Origin of the sequence: Bizionia sp. M204, assembly GCF_023205095.1 — a bacterium.
In the GTDB taxonomy this organism is placed as follows: domain Bacteria; phylum Bacteroidota; class Bacteroidia; order Flavobacteriales; family Flavobacteriaceae; genus Algorimicrobium; species Algorimicrobium hallyeonense.
Map to the genome: position 1 here is coordinate 2,922,997 of NZ_CP046242.1, position 18,568 is coordinate 2,941,564.

General features: G+C 35.2%; 18 protein-coding genes. 11 read left to right on the forward strand and 7 right to left on the reverse strand.

All coding sequences use genetic code 11. From position 1 onward, the window contains the following. Positions 1–41: 41 nt before the first annotated feature. The 4 genes from GMA17_RS13445 to GMA17_RS13460 all read right to left on the reverse strand — a co-directional run bounded on the left by GMA17_RS13445 (position 42) and on the right by GMA17_RS13460 (position 3,385). Entirely contained in the window at positions 42–1,031 is a 990-nt protein-coding gene (locus tag GMA17_RS13445) for an aspartate-semialdehyde dehydrogenase (RefSeq protein ID WP_248397028.1), read from the reverse strand. 125 nt (positions 1,032–1,156) lie between these two features. Next, positions 1,157–1,564 carry a large conductance mechanosensitive channel protein MscL gene (mscL, locus tag GMA17_RS13450; protein WP_248397031.1) on the reverse strand — a complete coding sequence of 136 codons (408 nt, stop codon included), beginning with the start codon at positions 1,562–1,564 and terminating at the stop codon, positions 1,157–1,159. Positions 1,565–1,638: 74 nt separating this feature from the next. Further along, on the reverse strand, positions 1,639–2,745 hold the full coding sequence (alr, locus tag GMA17_RS13455; protein WP_248400679.1) for an alanine racemase: 1,107 nt from the start codon (positions 2,743–2,745) through the stop codon (positions 1,639–1,641). Further along, positions 2,729–3,385, reverse strand: coding sequence for a thymidine kinase (locus GMA17_RS13460; RefSeq protein ID WP_248397033.1), 657 nt, complete (start codon positions 3,383–3,385; stop codon positions 2,729–2,731). Before GMA17_RS13460 ends, alr begins: the two co-directional genes overlap by 17 nt. A 104-nt stretch (positions 3,386–3,489) precedes the next feature. Here GMA17_RS13460 and GMA17_RS13465 point away from each other — a divergent pair, with 104 nt between their 5' ends. The 5 genes from GMA17_RS13465 to GMA17_RS13485 all read left to right on the forward strand — a co-directional run bounded on the left by GMA17_RS13465 (position 3,490) and on the right by GMA17_RS13485 (position 8,870). Then, on the forward strand, positions 3,490–4,221 hold the full coding sequence (locus tag GMA17_RS13465) for a hypothetical protein (protein ID WP_248397035.1): 732 nt from the start codon (positions 3,490–3,492) through the stop codon (positions 4,219–4,221). A gap of 94 nt (positions 4,222–4,315) precedes the next feature. Further along, entirely contained in the window at positions 4,316–4,984 is a 669-nt protein-coding gene (gene rsmI / locus GMA17_RS13470) for a 16S rRNA (cytidine(1402)-2'-O)-methyltransferase (protein ID WP_248397037.1), read from the forward strand. 124 nt (positions 4,985–5,108) lie between these two features. Then, entirely contained in the window at positions 5,109–6,467 is a 1,359-nt protein-coding gene (locus GMA17_RS13475; protein ID WP_248397039.1) for an NAD(P)/FAD-dependent oxidoreductase, read from the forward strand. Between the two features lie 63 nt (positions 6,468–6,530). After that, entirely contained in the window at positions 6,531–7,103 is a 573-nt protein-coding gene (locus GMA17_RS13480; protein WP_248400681.1) for a uracil-DNA glycosylase family protein, read from the forward strand. A 39-nt stretch (positions 7,104–7,142) separates the two neighbouring features. Next, positions 7,143–8,870, forward strand: a complete 1,728-nt coding sequence (locus GMA17_RS13485; protein ID WP_248397042.1) for a M28 family peptidase — start codon at positions 7,143–7,145, stop codon at positions 8,868–8,870. A 70-nt stretch (positions 8,871–8,940) separates the two neighbouring features. Here GMA17_RS13485 and GMA17_RS13490 read toward each other — a convergent pair whose 3' ends face one another. Further along, positions 8,941–9,531, reverse strand: a complete 591-nt coding sequence (locus GMA17_RS13490) for a carboxymuconolactone decarboxylase family protein (RefSeq protein WP_248397044.1) — start codon at positions 9,529–9,531, stop codon at positions 8,941–8,943. A 121-nt stretch (positions 9,532–9,652) separates the two neighbouring features. Between GMA17_RS13490 and GMA17_RS13495 the strand changes: the two genes are divergently transcribed. From GMA17_RS13495 to GMA17_RS13515, 5 genes are all read left to right on the forward strand, one after another. Further along, positions 9,653–10,081, forward strand: coding sequence for an OsmC family protein (locus GMA17_RS13495; RefSeq protein WP_248397046.1), 429 nt, complete (start codon positions 9,653–9,655; stop codon positions 10,079–10,081). Positions 10,082–10,171: 90 nt separating this feature from the next. Then, the gene (locus tag GMA17_RS13500; RefSeq protein ID WP_248397048.1) at positions 10,172–12,013 is read left to right on the forward strand and encodes a T9SS type A sorting domain-containing protein; all 1,842 of its coding nucleotides are present in this window, start codon (positions 10,172–10,174) and stop codon (positions 12,011–12,013) included. A 118-nt stretch (positions 12,014–12,131) separates the two neighbouring features. Next, positions 12,132–13,823, forward strand: coding sequence for a single-stranded-DNA-specific exonuclease RecJ (gene recJ / locus GMA17_RS13505; protein ID WP_248397050.1), 1,692 nt, complete (start codon positions 12,132–12,134; stop codon positions 13,821–13,823). A 21-nt stretch (positions 13,824–13,844) separates the two neighbouring features. Next, a complete protein-coding gene (locus GMA17_RS13510) occupies positions 13,845–14,939 on the forward strand; it encodes an OmpA family protein (RefSeq protein ID WP_248397052.1) in 1,095 nt (364 codons plus the stop codon). Between the two features lie 58 nt (positions 14,940–14,997). Next, complete coding sequence (locus tag GMA17_RS13515) at positions 14,998–15,357, forward strand: DUF6686 family protein (protein WP_248397054.1); 360 nt, start codon at positions 14,998–15,000, stop codon at positions 15,355–15,357. 153 nt (positions 15,358–15,510) lie between these two features. Here the strand turns inward: GMA17_RS13515 and GMA17_RS13520 are convergent, their stop codons facing one another. Next, on the reverse strand, positions 15,511–16,122 hold the full coding sequence (locus GMA17_RS13520) for a hypothetical protein (protein ID WP_248397056.1): 612 nt from the start codon (positions 16,120–16,122) through the stop codon (positions 15,511–15,513). Between the two features lie 415 nt (positions 16,123–16,537). On the opposite strand from GMA17_RS13520, the gene GMA17_RS13525 reads away from it, so the two are divergent. Continuing rightward, entirely contained in the window at positions 16,538–17,806 is a 1,269-nt protein-coding gene (locus GMA17_RS13525; protein ID WP_248397058.1) for an MFS transporter, read from the forward strand. A 7-nt stretch (positions 17,807–17,813) separates the two neighbouring features. Here GMA17_RS13525 and GMA17_RS13530 read toward each other — a convergent pair whose 3' ends face one another. Then, positions 17,814–18,566 (reverse strand): UDP-2,3-diacylglucosamine diphosphatase, encoded by a 753-nt coding sequence (locus tag GMA17_RS13530; RefSeq protein WP_248397060.1) that lies wholly within the window; start codon positions 18,564–18,566, stop codon positions 17,814–17,816. Between the last annotated feature and the right edge of the window lie 2 nt (positions 18,567–18,568).

The following is an 18,568-nucleotide window of genomic DNA, read 5'->3' on the forward strand; positions in this document are numbered from 1 at the left end:
TGATTAAAGCGTGGTATTTATATATTTAGAATGCGTAAACGTTAAACCAAACCATTTTTTAGTAAATATTCTGCAATTTGAACAGTGTTTGTTGCGGCGCCTTTTCTTAAATTATCGGCTACAATCCACATGTTTATAGTGTTTGGCTGCGATTCGTCTCTACGGATTCTGCCAACAAATACGTCATCTTTTCCGTTAGCATAAATAGGCATTGGGTACGTGTTTACATCTGTATTGTCTTGTAAAATAACGCCTTCCGTTTCGTTTAGAAGTTTACGAACGTCACTTAACACGAAATCCGTTTCAAATTCAATATTTACCGCCTCACTATGACCTCCAGCTGTTGGGATTCTTACGGCTGTTGCCGTTACTGCTATAGATTTATTATCTAGAATTTTTTGCGTTTCACGAACCAACTTCATTTCTTCCTTGGTATATCCATTAGCTTCAAACACATCACAATGTGGTAAGGCATTTTGGTGAATTGGATAGGGATATGCCATTTCGCCATTAATACCAGCCATTTCATTTTCTAATTGTTTTACAGCTTTTAATCCAGTTCCTGTGATTGATTGATAGGTAGAAACAACAATACGTTTGATGTTATACTTTTTATGAAGTGGCGCTAAAACAAGCACCATTTGAATGGTAGAGCAATTAGGATTGGCAATAATTTTATCAGCTTTAGTTAATGTAGATGCATTAATTTCTGGTACAATTAATTTGGTGTTGACGTCCATACGCCAAGCAGACGAGTTGTCAATTACCGTGGTTCCAGCAGCTGCAAATTTTGGAGCCCATTGTAATGATGTTTCACCACCGGCCGAAAATAAAGCTATTTCGGGTTTTAGTGAAAGTGCTGTTTCAAGATTAACAACGGTATATGTTTTATCCTTGAAATCAACTTTTTTACCAACAGATTTCTCTGAGGCTACAGGTATTAATTCGGTAACCGGAAATTGACGCTCTTCTAAAACTTTCAACATCACTTCTCCTACCATGCCTGTGGCACCAACTACAGCTACTTTCATCTTTATTATTTTAATTACAAAACTAAATAATTATTAAGGTAATTGTTTAAAATATAACATAAAAAAACCACTTCTATTACGAAGTGGTTTAGGGTTAGAATATGCAATGTAGCGGTTACTACGTCTTATTTTTTTAAAAGATCACGTATTTCCATTAATAATTCGTTATCCGATGGTCCTTTAGGAGCTTCTGGAGCTGCCTCAACAGGTTTTTTAGTTTTATTATACGCTTTCACAATCATAAATAATACAAAACCAACTATAATTAAATTGATAATAGTATTAATCCATTCGCCATACATAATAGCATTTTCTGGTGTTGCTATTGTTCCATCTGCTGCCAAAACAGCATCGTCTAGAATGATTTTCATATCAGAAAAATCAATTCCACCCGAGAAATGACCAATTATTGGCATCATGATATAGGTTACAAACCCTTTAACAACTAAACTAACTGCGCCAGCCAGTATAACGGCAACAGCAAGGTCTATGACGTTCCCTGTCATGATAAATTTTTTGAATTCTTTAAGCATAATAAATTATTTTAGTTAGTGATTTATGTTTTAAATTTAAATAAAAGTTTGAATGTAAACGAATTGACAAGAAATTATTTTAAAAAAATCCGTTTTACACGTTGTGAAACAGCGGTTATAATCTCATAAGAAATACTTTTTGCTGTATTAGCGAATGCGTTTGCTGTGGGTGTTTTTCCGAAGATAATAACTTCATCTCCTTCCTGACAGTCAATATCCGTAATGTCCACCATAATCATATCCATACACACATTTCCCAAAATATAAGCTTGTTTGTTATTGATGGTAACGAACCCCTTACCGTTTCCGTATTGCCTACCAATACCATCTGCATGGCCAATAGGAATGGTAGCTGTTTTTGTTTTTTTTGTGGCAATAAATGCACGATTATAACCAACACTATCTCCTTTTTCTATGCTATGTATTTGCGAAACAATTGACTTTAAGGATGCAATAGGTGTGAAATTTTTATCTTCTAATTCCGAATTACCAAAACCATATAATCCAATTCCTGAACGTACCATATCATAATGAGCTTCAGGATAATTTAAAATTCCAGACGTATTGCAAATATGTAACATGGGTTTGTAGCCAATAGCATGTATGAAAGAATCTGAAATCTGTGTAAATAATTCAATTTGTTTTTTAGTGAAGGCTTTTTCATTAAAATCTTCGCTAGCTGCTAAATGTGAAAAAATAGATTTTACCTGAATACTATGTGTCTTGGTTAATGTGGATACTATTTTAGGAACATCGGTTTCCTCAAAACCTAACCGATTTAAACCGGTATTAAATTTAATATGAACGGGAAAGTTGCTTTGTTTTTCGGCTTCTGCAACTTTTATAAATTCATTTAAAACAAAAGGGCTGTATAAACTAGGCTCTAAACAACGTTCTATAAGCGTTTTGAAATTTGCCGATTGTGGGTGAAGCACTAAAATCGGTGTTCGAATTCCAGCATCACGCAAGGCGACACCTTCATTTGTGTAGGCTACCGCCAAATAATCAATATGTAAAGTTTCTAGGTGTTTAGCAATTTCTGAAGCATCACTGCCATAGGCATACGCTTTAACAACGGCTAATATTTTGGTTTGTGAATTTGTTCTAGACTTTAAGTACTGAAAATTTTTCGTTAAGGCATTTAAATCAATTTCAAGAACAGTTTCATGCACTTTTTCCATTGGAGTCTTTGGTATTGTTTTCAATTTCTTCTTCACCTTCAACTTTCATGCTACGTATTTTATCACGTTGCATAGATTTGTAATAAGCAGCACGACTTAAAGGTTCGTACTCATCCACTTCACCTAATAAAACGAGGTCATCACTTTTCGCTTTTCGATAGCTATATTGTGCTAAATTTCCTGTTTTGGTGCAGATGGCATGCACCTTGGTTACATACTCGGCCGTTGCCATTAAATTTGGCATAGGACCAAATGGGTTACCTTTAAAATCCATATCTAAACCAGCAACAATAACGCGAATACCTTTGTTGGCTAAATCATTACAAACCCGAACAATTTCATCATCAAAAAATTGGGCCTCGTCAATACCAACCACATCACAGTCGTCTGCCAACATAGGGATATTAGCGGCCGCAGGAACTGCTGTGGAGCGGATTTTGTTGGCATCATGAGAAACCACCATTTCTTCATCATAGCGTATATCTACCGTAGGTTTAAAAATTTCAACCTTCTGTTTGGCAAATTGTGCACGCTTGAGTCTACGAATTAATTCTTCCGTTTTACCGGAAAACATAGAACCGCAAATAACTTCGATCCAGCCAAATTGTTCTTTATGATTTACTGTATTTTCGAGAAACATTTTGTAATTTTAACACTAAAATAAACGGATTGTTCGTTTTGTATAAAGGTGGCGTAAATTTATTAAAAATCAAAAGCATAAATAGGTTTTAAAGTTAAAAAGTTATGAAGAAGAAGTTAGAAGCTGAATTAATGAGTATTGCACATAGAATCTTAAAATTAAAAGGTAAAGATGATTTAAATAAAATGCATCTAGAAGTGGCTGCTTTATATGAAAAATTAACGGTATTAAAATTTGCCAAAGAAAATTTTGAGGATGATATTCCTACTATTGGTAACGATTCGTCATTTTTTGATATGTTAGATGTAGCTTTTAATAATAAAGTGAGCGACAATATTGAATTTGAAGATAAGACCTACATAAATCTTGATGAGTCTGAACACGAAGAAATTATGGAACCTGCCATTGAAAAAATAAAAGATATGGTAGCCCAAATGCCTCATGAAGCGCAAATGGTGGATTCACTTTTTGAAAAGGCAACCCCAAAAACCCAAGTTCATAAAATTGATTTGGATGATATAACAGCTGGTTTTGATAACCAACCTATCTTTGATCCCGTTAAAAAAACGGATGCTAATTTAAAGAAATCCCTTAACGATAAACTTAAAAAAGGCTTGGTAATTGGGCTTAATGATAAAATAGCTTTTATTAAACATTTATTTAATGGTGAAGGCGATGATTACAACCGTGTGATTTCGCAAATAAACACCTTGAATTCAGTGGAGGAGGTTCAGAACTTAGTTTTAAACATTGTAAAACCTGATTATAATAATTGGGAAGGTAAAGAGGTTTATGAAACGCGTTTTATGGAACTTGTTGAAAGCAAATTCGATTAACTAGAATATTTCTCAACCTATCTTTTATTATGCATGATTTTGAATGTTGAAACACATCAGAAGATTGAAATCTAAATAGAAATCAGTTCGCTTTATGAAACTTTACATTGTTCCAACACCTATTGGTAATCTGCAAGACATGACTTTTAGAGCCATAGATGTTTTAAAATCAGTGGATTTAATTCTTGCTGAAGACACCCGAACTTCTGGAAAACTATTAAAGCATTTTGATGTAGATACACCATCACAATCGCACCACATGCATAACGAGCATAAAACAGTTGATGGTTTAATTAATAAATTAAAAAGTGGTGTTACCATGGCTTTAATTAGCGATGCTGGGACACCTGCTATTTCCGACCCTGGATTTTTATTAACCAGAGCTTGTATTGAAAATAATATTGAAGTGGATTGCTTACCAGGCGCAACTGCTTTTGTGCCAGCTTTAGTAAATAGCGGCATGCCAAATGATAAGTTTGTTTTTGAAGGCTTTTTACCCGTAAAAAAAGGACGTCAAACACGTTTATTGCTTCTTGCGGAAGAAACTAGAACCATCATTTTTTACGAAAGTCCGCATAAACTAATTAAAACACTCACTCATTTTTGTGAATATTTTGGAGAAGACAGACCTGTTTCTGTTTCCCGAGAACTCTCTAAACTCTATGAAGAAACCATTCGTGGCACTGCCAAGGACGTTTTAGAACATTACACCAACAAACCTCCAAAAGGTGAAATTGTGGTAGTTGTAGGTGGTAAAAAGTAAATTTTGTTTAAAAAACAATTATGGAAATCTTTTTTGTAGTACGAAGCTCCAGTTGCAAACTTTAAATTTTCCCTAACAGTATCTGTCTAAAATTTCAGTATCTTAATCACTACAAATTAAGATTATGAAAAATAAGCATTACAACGTATTCGTTATAGGAAGTGGTATTGCCGGACAAACCGCGGCAAAAATATGCCGAGAAAATAATTTAAGCGTCGCTATTTCCGATAATAGAGAATTTGGTGGAACTTGTGCCAATAGGGGTTGCGATTCCAAAAAAATATTGTTGCAATTTTCGCAATTAGTATATAAAAGTAACAATTTAAAAGGACGAGGCGTTAAAAAAAATCCGAAGTTAAATTGGAAGCAAGTTCAAAAATTCAGACGTTCTTTTTCAAACCCCATTCCTCCAAAAACAGAACAAAACTTAAAAGATTTAGGTATGTCATTGTACCACCAATCGCCAAAATTTATCAGTAAAAATGAAGTTGAGGTCGAAGGCAAAGTCGTATCTGCCGATTATTTTATAATTGCCACTGGAAATATTCCAAGACCGTTAGATATTGAGGGAAACGAATTTTTAAAAGTGAGTGAAGACGTATTGGATTTAAAGAAAATTCCAAAATCTATTACCTTCATTGGATCGGGATATATTGCCATGGAATTTGCTTGTATGCTTGCCACGCTAGGAAGTCAGGTTACCATTTTAGAACAAGGGAATACAGCTCTAGCTAATTTTGATCCATTTTTAGTAAAAAAATTAATTACTAAACTTGAAAGTTTAGGTGTGAAATTTATTTTTAATGCGGATGTAACAGGTGTTCAAAAATTAAAAAAGAATTTAAAAGTTACTTTTTCTATTGATGGCGAAGTTACCACGCACAAATCGCGATTAGTTATTAATTCGGCAGGCAGAGTTCCTGCCATTGCGGCTTTAGATCTTGAAAAAGCCGTTGTTGAAGCCGATCATAATGGCATTGTGGTCAATGATTACTTGCAAAGTAAATCGCATCCAAAAGTATATGCTTGTGGTGATGTTTCCAATAAATCGTTAGCATTAACGCCACTATCTGGACTTCAAGGTTATATAGCTGGACATAATATAATTAAAGAAAAATCTAAAACATTTGATGTTCCATGCATACCGTCCACTGTGTTTACAACACCCAATTTATCATCGGTGGGATATGGTGAAGAAGACGCCAAAGCGCGTTATAAAAATGTAAAAGTGTATCAAGGTGAAGTTAGTAATTGGTTTAATGCTAAAAAAGAAAATGAAGACACCTATGCCTACACCATTTTAGTTAATGAACGTACTGACGAAATTGTAGGTGCTCATATTTTAAGCTCAGAAGCCAATGAAAGTATCAACGTTTTTGCAACGGCTATTTATAATAAAATGACGGTAAAAGAATTTAAGCGTATGGTTTTCACCTATCCATCTTATGTTATAGATATGAAAACGATGATGGAAAATGAATAGATATTGAAAGCAAAAAGAGAATCAATATATTACCAAATTGCTTTAAATATTGAAATGAAAAACATGCAAGAATTACTTCATAGCATTAGTCAATGTACCATCTGTAAAGATCATTTGCCGTTAGGTCCAAGACCTGTAGTAACTGCTCATAAAAATTCTAAAATTATCATTATAGGTCAAGCACCAGGGACTAAAGTTCATGCTTCCGGAATTCCATGGGATGATGCTAGCGGAAAGCAATTACGGAATTGGCTAGATGTTAGCAAAGAACAATTTTATAACCCCGAAAATTTTGCCATTATGCCTATGGGATTCTGTTATCCAGGAAAAGGGAAATCGGGGGATTTACCGCCAAGGCCAGAATGTGCGCCACAGTGGCATCAACAATTATTAAAGCAAATGCCGCATGTGGAATTAATTCTACTCATTGGTATGTATGCACAGCGCTATTATTTAAAAAGTAGTGCTAAAAAAACACTTACAGAAACCGTTGATAATTTTCAAGCCTATTTGCCCATGTATTTACCCTTGCCACACCCATCGCCTAGAAATCGGTTTTGGTTAACTAAAAACCCTTGGTTTCAAACCGAAGTTTTACCTATATTAAAAACAAAAGTCCATAGCCTAATCAAATAAAAAATCTATCTTTATTTTTTCGGTTAAAACCCAATTATCATGATTAAAAAAATACTATTTCTTGGCCTTTTCAGTGTAACTTTTTCAAGCTTAACCCAAGCACAAGCCATAAAAAAACAAAGCACAAAAGAAAGTTTAGAGCAAACCGTTATAACTAGTTTTTCAGGCGATTTAGCATACGAAACCACAGCATTTGTTGAAAAATACTGGCGTGTGGTTGGAAATAAAGGATTTAATGAAAGTATTCATTTCATCGCTCAAAATTTAGAAAGTGCTGGTTTCATTTTAGAAGAAAAAGCAAAACCAAACAACCGACTTACCTACCGAATTGAAAAGCGTCCATTAAAAAATCCTACGTGGGAAATGGTAGATGCCCTCGTAACCTTTAACAGCAAAGAAGCACCGCTTTTAGCACATAAAACCAACCGAAATATGGTGGCTTTAAATTCCTACAGCACGCCAAAGGAAGGAGTTACTGCTGAAGTGGTTTATGTGGAAGATGTTCAGAAACTAAAAAAAATGGATGTGAAAGGAAAAATTGTTTTCGCTGAAACCAGTCCATCACGCATTTATAATGATGCCATTGTTAAAGGTGGCGCTATTGGCTTAATGACCTATGATAACCCATCCTATTTACAACCAGAAAAAAATACAACCTCTATTCAATTTCGTTCCATTCCTTTAAATTCTAAATTAAAGCCTTGGGCAATTGCCTTGTCTTATCAAGCTAAAGAGCGTTTAAAAGAATCACTTTCTAATGGGCCAATTACTTTAAATGTTCAAATAGAAACTAAAATATACGAATCGGAAGAACTAACAATTGTTGCTGATATTAAAGGAAATAAACTACCCAATGAGCGCTTGGTTTTTAGCGCGCATGTTCAGGAACCGGGTGCCAACGATAATGCTACAGGCGTTGGTGTTGCATTGGAAATGGCAACGCTTTCAGCGAAATTATTAAAAAATAATACATGGAATCCTACCAGAACATTAACCTTTCTTTGGGGAGACGAAATTGTATCCACAGGTCGTTATGTCCAAGAGGATAAAATGCGTGCTCAAGATATAAAATGGGGAATTAGCTTGGACATGGTAGGCGAAAATACAGACATCACAGGTGGTTCTTTTTTAATAGAAAAAATGCCAGATCCTAGTGCTATTTGGACTCGTGGTAATGATAAACATTCAGAATGGGGCGGAAGTAAAATGAGTTTAGACCAAATGAAACCCCATTATTTAAACGATTTTGTAATTGGTGAATTTGAAGCTCAAGGCAAACGTGCCAATTGGGAAGTTAATACTAATCCGTTTGAAGGAGGAAGCGATCACATGCCTTTTTTACGAAGTAATATTCCAAGTGTCTTGTTTTGGCATTTTACTGATCAGTTTTATCATACGGATAACGACAGATTGGATAAAGTATCTAAAGAAACGCTTAAAAATGTAGGGACAGCGTCATTGCTATCTGCGTATACTTTGTTGAATTCTGATGCAACAACTGCTAAAACAATAATTACCCATATTGAAACCGCAGCTATTTCCAGATTGCATGAAGAATTAAAACAAGGAAAAATAGCCATTAAGAAAGGTGATAAGCTTGCGGAACAAATTGAAATTATTAAAGCTTGGGAAGATTGGTATGTAAAAGCCATAGCCACAACAATTGATATGTCGCCAGAAGCAACGTCTTTAAAAGAAGCTATTGAGAAAGCACAAGCTTCGGTTCGGGCAACTTCAGAAGCTGCGCTTTTGGAGTTGAGTAAATAAAAACCTCACTATTTTTAGTAAGGTTTTATCTAATTTCTAACAGCAAAGCGGTCTAAAATCTAGGTTCTAATCACACGTGTTTCCCAACCTCAAAACCATGTTTTCCTAAAAATTGATTTCCACTTTCTATGGCGTCATGTTCTAAAGTTGTTCCCATGCTGTCATTCCATCTATTTAAATAGCCAAACAGTGAAATAACGCCCAACATTTCTACAATTTCGCCTTCATTCCAATATTGGTGTAAGCGTTTTTGAATGGTTTCATCCACCGCATTTGGCACTTGACTTGCGGCTAAACTAAAATCGAGAGCAGCTCGTTCGGCTTCCGAAAAAGCTGGATGTGTTCTATAGTCCCAAATATTATCTAACTGTTCCTGTTCTGCACCATAGCGTTCCGCAGCACGAATGGCATGAGCTTGACAATATCTGCAACCTGTTGCGTTGCTTGAAACCCAGGCAATCATGCGTTTTAAAGCAGATGTTACACGACCTTCATTGGCCATAACCGCTTTGTTGAGGTTTATAAATGCCTTGGAAATTGCCGGTCTGCGTTGCATGGTTAATACAGAGTTTGGGCAAAAACCTAGTGTTTCATTAAAAAATTCGGCTAATTCTTTCGTTTCTAAATCGTGGTCTGCGGATAATGGTGTTACAAGTGGCATAGTCTATTTTTTTATTGGTATTTTTGAATAAACAAGCATTATTGAACTGAAAACAGTTTTAATATATGCCCATTTCAGAATTAAGTTTTAATCCTAACAAGTAACAAAAAAATCAACATACATGGCAAATACAAATAAAGTAATCACACATTGGAAAGGGAATCTACAATTTGAATCGGATAACCCAAATGGGAAAACGGTTTTAATGGACACCAGTCCAGAACATGGTGGTCATAGTTCAGGCTTATCACCAAAAGCCATGATGCTTTCGGCTTTAGCAGGTTGTTCAGGATTGGATGTGGTGTCTGTTTTAGATAAAATGAAAGTGAAAATCTCCGATTTCAGAATGGATACTTATGGAGAACTCACCGAAGAACACCCTAAGTATTACCATACCGTTACTGTAGAATATCATTTTTATGGTGACAATCTAGATGAAAATAAAATAAAAAAAGCCGTCGATTTATCCATAGAAAAATACTGTGGCGTTATGGAAATGTTCCGAAAATTTGCCACTGTAAAAACGAGTATTCATTATCATGTAGTTTAAAAAGTTCCGATAGATAAGAATTTTAGCTAAATTCTGTAATTTGTTATGTTATGTGAATTTTTCATATATTTAATTTAAACCAAATTTATTATGAAAAAAATTAACCTATTTTTACTTTTGTTTGGTATGTTCTATAATGGAATGTGCCAAACTTTTCCTTACGAACGGGAATGGGGTACTTACACGGAGTTTACGAAAAATACTCGTGCTCACGCTATGGACAGTGAAGGGAATATTTATTCCGTAGGTTTTGTAACAGATACAGATGTGTTTCCTACAACTGCAGCTTCTCACCAACCCATCTACGGTGGTGGCCAAGCAGATGGCTTTATTACAAAATACAGCAGTGATGGTAACTTTTTATGGGGAACTTATTTTGGAGGTGAAGATTTTGACGTTATAGAGGGTATTGACATAGACAATAGTAATAATATAGTTGTGGTGGGTTATACCTATTCTACAACAGGCATAGCAACCTCTGGCGCGTTTCAAGAACAGCCTACCGATCGTGGTGGTGGTGCTTTTATAGCCAAATTTACTGCAGATGGCAACCAGCTTTGGGGCACGCATTTTTATAATGCCGCTACCCGTCCAGACGACAACGAACCTTTCAACTTTACTACAGATTTTCGGTCACAACAATATATTAAAGCTGGTGTAGCTATAAATAACGCTGATGAAATTTTTATTTATTTATCAGATTACGTTAGCCATCAAACAAGTGATAATATTACAACTCTAGATGCTTTTCAAACAGACTCCTATGATGCTGGAACAACAATAAGTAGGTTTTCGCCTTCGGGAGATAGAGTTTGGACTACCTATTATGGCATAAACGGTTCTGATATTACTGGAATTGCTGTAGATGACTCGGGGCTGTATGTGGCAGGCACTAAAGAAGACTTCCCTACTTCGCCTTATGTGCCCAATACCTATTTTGATACCTTTGGGGAGTACGAGTTTTCTTTTTCCAATATCCATGACGCTTTTGTATCCCGCTTATCATTAGATGGGAGTACCCGACTGTGGAGTCGGTATCTGGGAACCTCTGGAGTAGAATTTTTAGGGATGTCGCCTTTGGTTTTAGATGAAACGGGACTGTATATTGCTGGTCAATCTGGAGGGAATACCGGTGGTGACACATCAGGGATGGCTACAGCAGGAGCTTATAAGGAAACAAATGGTTGTGGTAATGGGTTTCTAGCCAAATTAAACCGTTCTGGCGAGATAGACTGGCTTACCTATACGCTGGATTGGGTAGAAGAAGCCTATGAAGGCAGCACGATTAGTTGTGGAGGAAGTAGTGTTAGCCATGTTTATAGAATAAAATCGGTATTCTCGGCAAAAGATGGCGTGTATTTTACCGGGCAAACAAGTATGTATGTGGATATTGCCACCGAAGGTGCTTTTATGGAAAGTCTTTATGGAAATACTTTGTATGGACAATATGATGCTTTTATTATGAAGTTTTCTACAGAAGGCGAACGCGAATGGGGTACTTATTTGGGTGGTGAGGATGACGAAAGTATTCCTTGGGTTTTTCCTTTTGAGGATGCACTTTACGTCGCAGGAAGAACGTCTAGTTCTGAAAACATTGATACTTTAGAAAGTACATATTTAGAAGGTTCTCAAGGATATATAAATAAATTTTCACCAAGTAATTTAAGTGTGGCAGAATCAGCTACGTCACCTTTTGCTATATATCCTAACCCTGCTAATGATGTTTTGTATATTAAGTTAAATGACAACATGCAATCTTATTCCAGTTCTTTTAAAGTTTATAATGTTGTAGGTCAAGAAGTTCTAAATACAAAGCTTCATACTACTGAAAGCAATCAAAAAGTTGATGTTTCTGGGTTGTCTTCGGGTGTTTATATTGCTTCATTAGTTTATAATAACCAAGTATTTACGCATAAAATCATTATCGAGTAAACAGGTACATGCCATATAGTATTTGGCGTTAAAGGTCAATTTAAAAGTCTAAAGGTGTCATTGAAAAATTCTTACCTTTAGGCTTTTATCATTTACCTTATCAATTAGAATTCAACTCATGCGCTGGACCATTAAACCAAAACCGGAATCTAAAAATGTGGATGCTTTGCAAAAAGCACTCAACGTGGAACCCATTGTTGCTAGCTTACTATTGCAACGTGGTATTGAAACCTATGATGCTGCCAAAACATTTTTCAGGCCAAGTTTAAAAGATCTACACGATCCATTCTTAATGAAAGACATGGATATTGCGGTTTCACGAATTGAAAAAGCACTAGAAACTGGCGAAAACATTATGGTTTATGGCGATTATGATGTGGATGGCACGACATCTGTAGCCTTAATGAGTTCTTATTTAAAAACCCGAACTGAAAATGTAGCAACCTATATTCCTGATAGATATGATGAAGGATATGGTGTGTCTTTTAAAGGTATTGATTTTGCAGAAGATAATGGATTCTCGCTCATTATTGCTTTAGATTGTGGCGTAAAAGCTATTGATAAAGTGGCTTATGCCAACGAAAAAGGCATTGATTTTATTATTTGTGATCACCACAGACCAGGAGCAGAATTACCAAAAGCTATTGCTATTTTAGACCCTAAACGAGACGATTGCTCGTATCCATATAAGGAATTATGTGGGTGTGGTGTTGGGTTTAAACTCATTCAAGCTTTAGCTGCTAAACAGGGGCAAACAACTGCCGATTTAACCGAATATCTCGATTTAGTAGCAACGGCTATTGGCGCTGATATTGTACCTATTACAGGTGAAAATCGCGCACTGGCTTCACTAGGTTTGGATGTTATTAATAGCAATCCCAGACCAGGCATTCAAGCTATTATTGCAGAAGTAAAAAAGGAGCATTTAACCATTACCGATGTGGTTTTTATTGTTGCGCCGCGAATTAATGCCGCTGGACGTATGAAACACGGTAATTTTGCGGTGACTTTATTAACGGAAATCAATCCTGAATTAGCAAAAAGTTATGCGGAGGAAATTGAATTTTTCAATACAGATAGAAAAGAAACCGATAAACAAATCACCCTTGAAGCGCTACAGCAAATAGAAACCAATAATGAGCAGGACGGTTTTACAACCGTTGTATATCACGAAGCCTGGCACAAAGGTGTTATTGGTATTGTAGCGTCTCGATTAATAGAAACCTACTACAGGCCAACTTTGGTGTTTACCAAAAGTGGTGATAGGTTAGCAGCATCAGCACGTTCCGTAAGTGGTTTTGATGTGTACAATGCCTTGGAAGCCTGTGCAGATCATATTGAACAATTTGGAGGTCATAAATACGCAGCTGGATTAACCTTGAAATCCGAAAATTACGAAGCTTTTAAACAAGCTTTTGAAGATGTGGTTTCAGAAACTATTGATAAATCCTTATTAATACCAGAAATTAAGATTGATGCTCAAATTGAATTGCGTGATGTAACGCCGAAATTCTATCGCATTTTAAAACAGTTTGCGCCATTTGGACCAGGCAATATGTCGCCAGTTTTTATGACCGATAACCTGCATGATACCGGGTATGGCAAATGTGTTGGTGAAGATAAAAGTCACCTTCGGATTACAGCTACCAATCCAGAACGCACCAATACATTAGTCTGCATAGGTTTTGGGTTAGGTGATAAGCTGGATATAATTACAGATAAAAAACCTTTTTCTGCCGTATATTCTATTGATGAAAATCATTGGAATAATCAAGTGTCCTTGCAATTGAAATTACGGGATATTAAGTAAAAGTGCATAAACTATTGTATCATGAAAAGTTCATTAACACTTGTTATTGGTTTCATTTTCCAGTTTGCGATATCTCAAAATTTAGTACACAACCCAAGTTTTGAAGACTATAAGCGTTGCCCATCATTGCTTGGAAATTTTAATCATTTGGTTACACATTGGTCTACGCCAAATTGGGGTTCAACAGATTATTTTCATGCTTGTAGTAAAACGGTTGGGTTTATAAATTTTTTTGGAAGTCAAAAGGCTAGAACGGGTAAAGCTTATAGTGGAGTGTATGTTTTAGCACCAGAAAATTATCGAGAGTATATTCAAGGTGAATTGTTAGAAACTTTGACTGCTCAAGAAAAATATACCATGACTTTTTATGTGAGTCTTGCGGAAAACTCCAGTCATGCCATTAAAGATTTAGGGATATTATTTTTAGGTAAACCCTTGAAAATGCAATCGGAAGGGGTTATTAATATCAATAAGGTTTTTAGTAACGAAAAGAATAGTCATTTTATAAGTATAAGCAGTCAACAATTTTATACCGAAAAAGATGCGTGGGAAAAAGTAACTTTTGAATACACAGCGAAAGGATTCGAACGGTTTTTTATTATTGGAAATTTTGATAAAAATGCCAAAATAACGAAACATGAAGTTCAAAAATCTAAAAATCCAGATGCAGCGTATTATTATCTAGACGATATCCGTTTGGAAGCTTTTAAACCTGCCGACCCTGTTGATATTAAAGTGAAAACCATAGAGGCTGAACAAACGTTAAAAACTGATAAGGTTTACGCTTTAAGAAAAGTATTTTTCAATTTTAATCAGCATAAACTTTTAGGGTCATCTGTACAAGAACTCGATCAATTATACAATTATTTAGACAACCATAAGCGTTTACAGATTGAAATTTATGGTCATACGGATAATGTAGGAACACAGGAACGTAACGATGAATTATCCTTACTTCGCGCTAAAGAAGTAGCCTTGTATTTAATTTCGAAAGGTTTACGGCCTGAACGTATTAAAGCTCGTGGTTTTGGCAATCGCTTTCCCCAAACTACTAATGCTACCCAGGCTGGGCGCGCCTTAAATAGACGTGTAGAATTTAAGCTTATAAAACTATAATTATTATTTAGATTTATTCTAAATAAACTTATATTTGCATAGTTTAAAACCTGCAAGCATGGAAAATGACATTCATAAAATATATCATAATAGCATTGGAATTGCTTTTCAATGGAAATTCCCCGAACAAAAAAAGAAGCCAAAAAAAGTACAATTAGTATTCCGAGATATGGGATTCTACTTATCTTTAGTTGAAATTAAAGAATTTTATAATTGTATTTACGCAACCAAACAATTGGAAACCGATGTTTGTTGTCGTGAAGACTGTGATAAACGCGGTATTATGATAAAATCTCCTAGTGATAAAGTAAGTTTAGCAGTAAACGAAACCGAATTATTACAATTAGAAGACTTATTAAAAGGCACCTTGTTTCAATTGGAGTTAAACGACTATTTAAATCATTTGTGTAAAAACTAATAGTGTAAAAATTTCGGCTTACTATAAAATTAGTTGCCTATTGTACTAATATAACCTGAACCTACTTGTGGTTGGAATATTATAACAAGCAGTAAAGATTTTCGCGATTTATTTTGTGTTAATAGACCAATTTATATCCTATTATAAAATGTTCTATTCAACTTTAAAATAATATTCTTTGTCAGATTCATTTAAATATCTCCAAGAAACATCTCCACAACTATTGAATCCAATTTGATTCGGGAAATTTTCTATTGGATAGTTTTCTATTATAAATTCATTTCTATTGGAGTTTTGAAGCATTCCATTACGCCAACTAATTACATAGTCACCATTAAATTTGGGTTTTAAACCTATTCTATAACTATAAAATTCCCGATTATTCTCAAGTTCAGGAAAGGCTATTATAGTTCCATTTTCGCAGTAATTTGAAAATGTAAGCTGACCATTAGTCCTAACTAACTCAAACGAATCAATTGCATCTTGGCAGTTTGAAGCATTCGTGGGTTCAATAAATTTATAAATTGAAAAATGGTCTGATTGTGGAATTTCCATAAATATCGAATCGTTAATAGACGCATTAAATAGATTACTAGAAATTTTTCCACGTATCCAAATTGTATCATTAATGGAGTAACTATAATCAGTGGATACATTTGCTTTATAAACATTATAAACCAATTTGTCCGCTTCAAGGTCGTCCTCGCAGGTAGTTGCTACTAGAAAAGGTGCAATTATTATAACCTTCAATAAATTTTTAAACATATTTCCTTTTTTATAGTTAGATGCACAATACGTTTAAAGGTTGCGTTGCTTGTTTTATACTTTGATTTCATTTGAAACTGAATTTTAAAAATATATATCCGTTTTTTGTCAGAATGAGTGCCGTCCAAAACTTTTATGACTTGTAAATTTAGTTTCAACAGCTCGCAACTTAAAATTCCCAATTTATTGGACCATTAAAACTAATTTCGTCTTAAAAGGTTTTATTAGAAAGGCTTCGTGTTGTACTTTTGTGCTTTCTTTTTTTCTCTTGGATTGGAATCGGTTTTATAAACGTGTTTTACTTCATTTGAAATGATAATATTTTAATAGAATAAAAATCAATAATTATCTGCAACGTTTTAAATAAACTTGTAGTTTTAAAATAAAAAGGTCCCTGCTTTTGTAGGAAACAAGTATGTCTAAAAAAGATCCATACGCAGCCTTGCGTATCAAAGAATTCAATATTTTTTTAGTACTTCGTTTTGCATTAGTATTTGCGTGGTCTATGCAATTTATAATTATTGAATGGCAAGTGTATAGTATTACAAAAGATCCGTTATCGCTTGGTATTATTGGCTTGATGGAAATTATTCCAGCTTTAACCATGGCTTTATTTGCTGGACATATTGTGGATCAACGTGAAAAACGCAATTTATTGGCTGTTTGCATGGCATTATTTTCGTTAATAAGTTTGGGCTTATTTCTTTTAACTTGGCCAAAAATTGTAGCAGATTGGTCTTCCAATACCATTTTATATTCTATTTATGCGCTCGTTTTTTTTGGTGGATTTTTACGTTCCTTTTTCGGGCCAACTATTTTTTCATTGGTTGCTTTAATTGTACCCAAGAAAATATATCCAAATGCCGCTACTTGGAGTAGTTCTACATGGCAAATGGCATCGGTTTTAGGACCAGCAACAGCTGGGGTTTTAATAAGTGTTATTGGTGTGCATTGGTCGCTTTGTTTTGTTTTCGGACTTGTTGTTTTTGCATTAATGACACTTACGCAAATAAAAAAGAAACCGATTTTAAACCCAAAAATAGGCGAACCTGTGATGCAAAGTTTAAAAGAAGGTTTGAATTTTGTATTTAAAACTAAAGCTATTTTAGGTGCTTTAACCTTGGATATGGTTGCCGTTTTATTTGGTGGCGCCATTGCCTTATTGCCCATTTTTGCACAAGATATTCTTCATGTCGGGTCCGAAGGATTTGGTGTACTACGAGCGGCTCCCGCCGTTGGTGCTTTTTTAACCATGTTAATTACAGCCTATATTCCCATTAGTAAAAATGCGGGAATGAAGTTATTAGCGGCTGTGTTTGGTTTTGGTATGTGTATAATTGTTTTTGGACTGTCCTCTATATTCTGGATTTCGGTAGTTGCGCTATTTTTTAGTGGTGTAACCGATGGTGTTTCTATGGTAATTAGACAAACCATATTGCAAATTAAAACACCCGACAATATGCGTGGTCGCGTGGCATCCGTAAACTCCATGTTTGTGGGCTCATCCAACGAGCTTGGTGCTTTTGAAAGTGGCGTTACCGCAAAATTAATGGGAACTGTAACAGCCGTTGTTTTTGGCGGAACCATGACCTTAATTACAGCAGTTACCACTGGAATTGTTTCGCCTTCGTTTAGAAAGCTAGATTTAACAGCCGATTTGGAGGAGCATGAGAATGCGGAATGATAAGTTTTTAGAATTTCTTTAACTCTAAATTTTCACCATCAAAAACACCATAGGTATAATATTGTATCCAATCGCCTAGATTCACATATTTTGAATTTTCGTTGAGGTCTATTTCTAACGGTAAATGTCTGTGGCCAAAAATAAAATAGTCGCTGTGTTTGGTTTCTAATTTTCGTTTGCAATATTGTACCAACCATTCATTGTCTTCGCCTAAAAATTTGGCGTCATCATCACCGGAAATTAGTTTGTTTTTTACACTTAAATATTGGGCAATTCTAACCCCAATATCAGGATGCAACCAGCGAAATAGCCATTTGCCAAAACGACTAGTAAATATTTTTTTCATCCGTTTATAACCGGTATCACCAGGGCCTAATCCATCACCATGACCAATTAAAAACGTTTTATTGTTAAACGTATATTCTTGGGGCTTATGGTAGACAGAAATTCCCAATTCTTCTTCAAAATAGCCATCCATCCATAAATCGTGATTGCCAACAAAAAAATAAATAGGAATACCAGCGTCCGTTATCTCGGCAAGCTTACCCAACGTTCTTGTAAAACCTTTTGGTACCACGGTTTTATATTCAAACCAAAAATCGAATAAATCACCCATCAAGAAAATAGCAGCAGCATCGTACTTAATTTCCTCTAACCACGCTACAAATTTTTGTTCGCGAGGTCGTGAGGCTTCTGCTGTTGGTGCACCCAAATGATTATCGGATGCGAAGTATATTTTTTTTCCTTTTGGGATGTTCATGA

Excerpts from the sequence above, each read along its gene's own strand:
- GMA17_RS13445 (WP_248397028.1), bottom strand. The coding sequence starts at position 1,031 with ATGAAAGTAGCTGTAGTTGGTGCCACAGGCATGGTAGGAGAAGTGATG.
- mscL (WP_248397031.1), bottom strand. The coding sequence starts at position 1,564 with ATGCTTAAAGAATTCAAAAAATTTATCATGACAGGGAACGTCATAGAC.
- alr (WP_248400679.1), bottom strand. The coding sequence starts at position 2,745 with ATGGAAAAAGTGCATGAAACTGTTCTTGAAATTGATTTAAATGCCTTA.
- GMA17_RS13460 (WP_248397033.1), bottom strand. The coding sequence starts at position 3,385 with ATGTTTCTCGAAAATACAGTAAATCATAAAGAACAATTTGGCTGGATC.
- GMA17_RS13465 (WP_248397035.1), top strand. The coding sequence starts at position 3,490 with ATGAAGAAGAAGTTAGAAGCTGAATTAATGAGTATTGCACATAGAATC.
- rsmI (WP_248397037.1), top strand. The coding sequence starts at position 4,316 with ATGAAACTTTACATTGTTCCAACACCTATTGGTAATCTGCAAGACATG.
- GMA17_RS13475 (WP_248397039.1), top strand. The coding sequence starts at position 5,109 with ATGAAAAATAAGCATTACAACGTATTCGTTATAGGAAGTGGTATTGCC.
- GMA17_RS13480 (WP_248400681.1), top strand. The coding sequence starts at position 6,531 with ATGCAAGAATTACTTCATAGCATTAGTCAATGTACCATCTGTAAAGAT.
- GMA17_RS13485 (WP_248397042.1), top strand. The coding sequence starts at position 7,143 with ATGATTAAAAAAATACTATTTCTTGGCCTTTTCAGTGTAACTTTTTCA.
- GMA17_RS13490 (WP_248397044.1), bottom strand. The coding sequence starts at position 9,531 with ATGCCACTTGTAACACCATTATCCGCAGACCACGATTTAGAAACGAAA.
- GMA17_RS13495 (WP_248397046.1), top strand. The coding sequence starts at position 9,653 with ATGGCAAATACAAATAAAGTAATCACACATTGGAAAGGGAATCTACAA.
- GMA17_RS13500 (WP_248397048.1), top strand. The coding sequence starts at position 10,172 with ATGAAAAAAATTAACCTATTTTTACTTTTGTTTGGTATGTTCTATAAT.
- recJ (WP_248397050.1), top strand. The coding sequence starts at position 12,132 with ATGCGCTGGACCATTAAACCAAAACCGGAATCTAAAAATGTGGATGCT.
- GMA17_RS13510 (WP_248397052.1), top strand. The coding sequence starts at position 13,845 with ATGAAAAGTTCATTAACACTTGTTATTGGTTTCATTTTCCAGTTTGCG.
- GMA17_RS13515 (WP_248397054.1), top strand. The coding sequence starts at position 14,998 with ATGGAAAATGACATTCATAAAATATATCATAATAGCATTGGAATTGCT.
- GMA17_RS13520 (WP_248397056.1), bottom strand. The coding sequence starts at position 16,122 with ATGTTTAAAAATTTATTGAAGGTTATAATAATTGCACCTTTTCTAGTA.
- GMA17_RS13525 (WP_248397058.1), top strand. The coding sequence starts at position 16,538 with ATGTCTAAAAAAGATCCATACGCAGCCTTGCGTATCAAAGAATTCAAT.
- GMA17_RS13530 (WP_248397060.1), bottom strand. The coding sequence starts at position 18,566 with ATGAACATCCCAAAAGGAAAAAAAATATACTTCGCATCCGATAATCAT.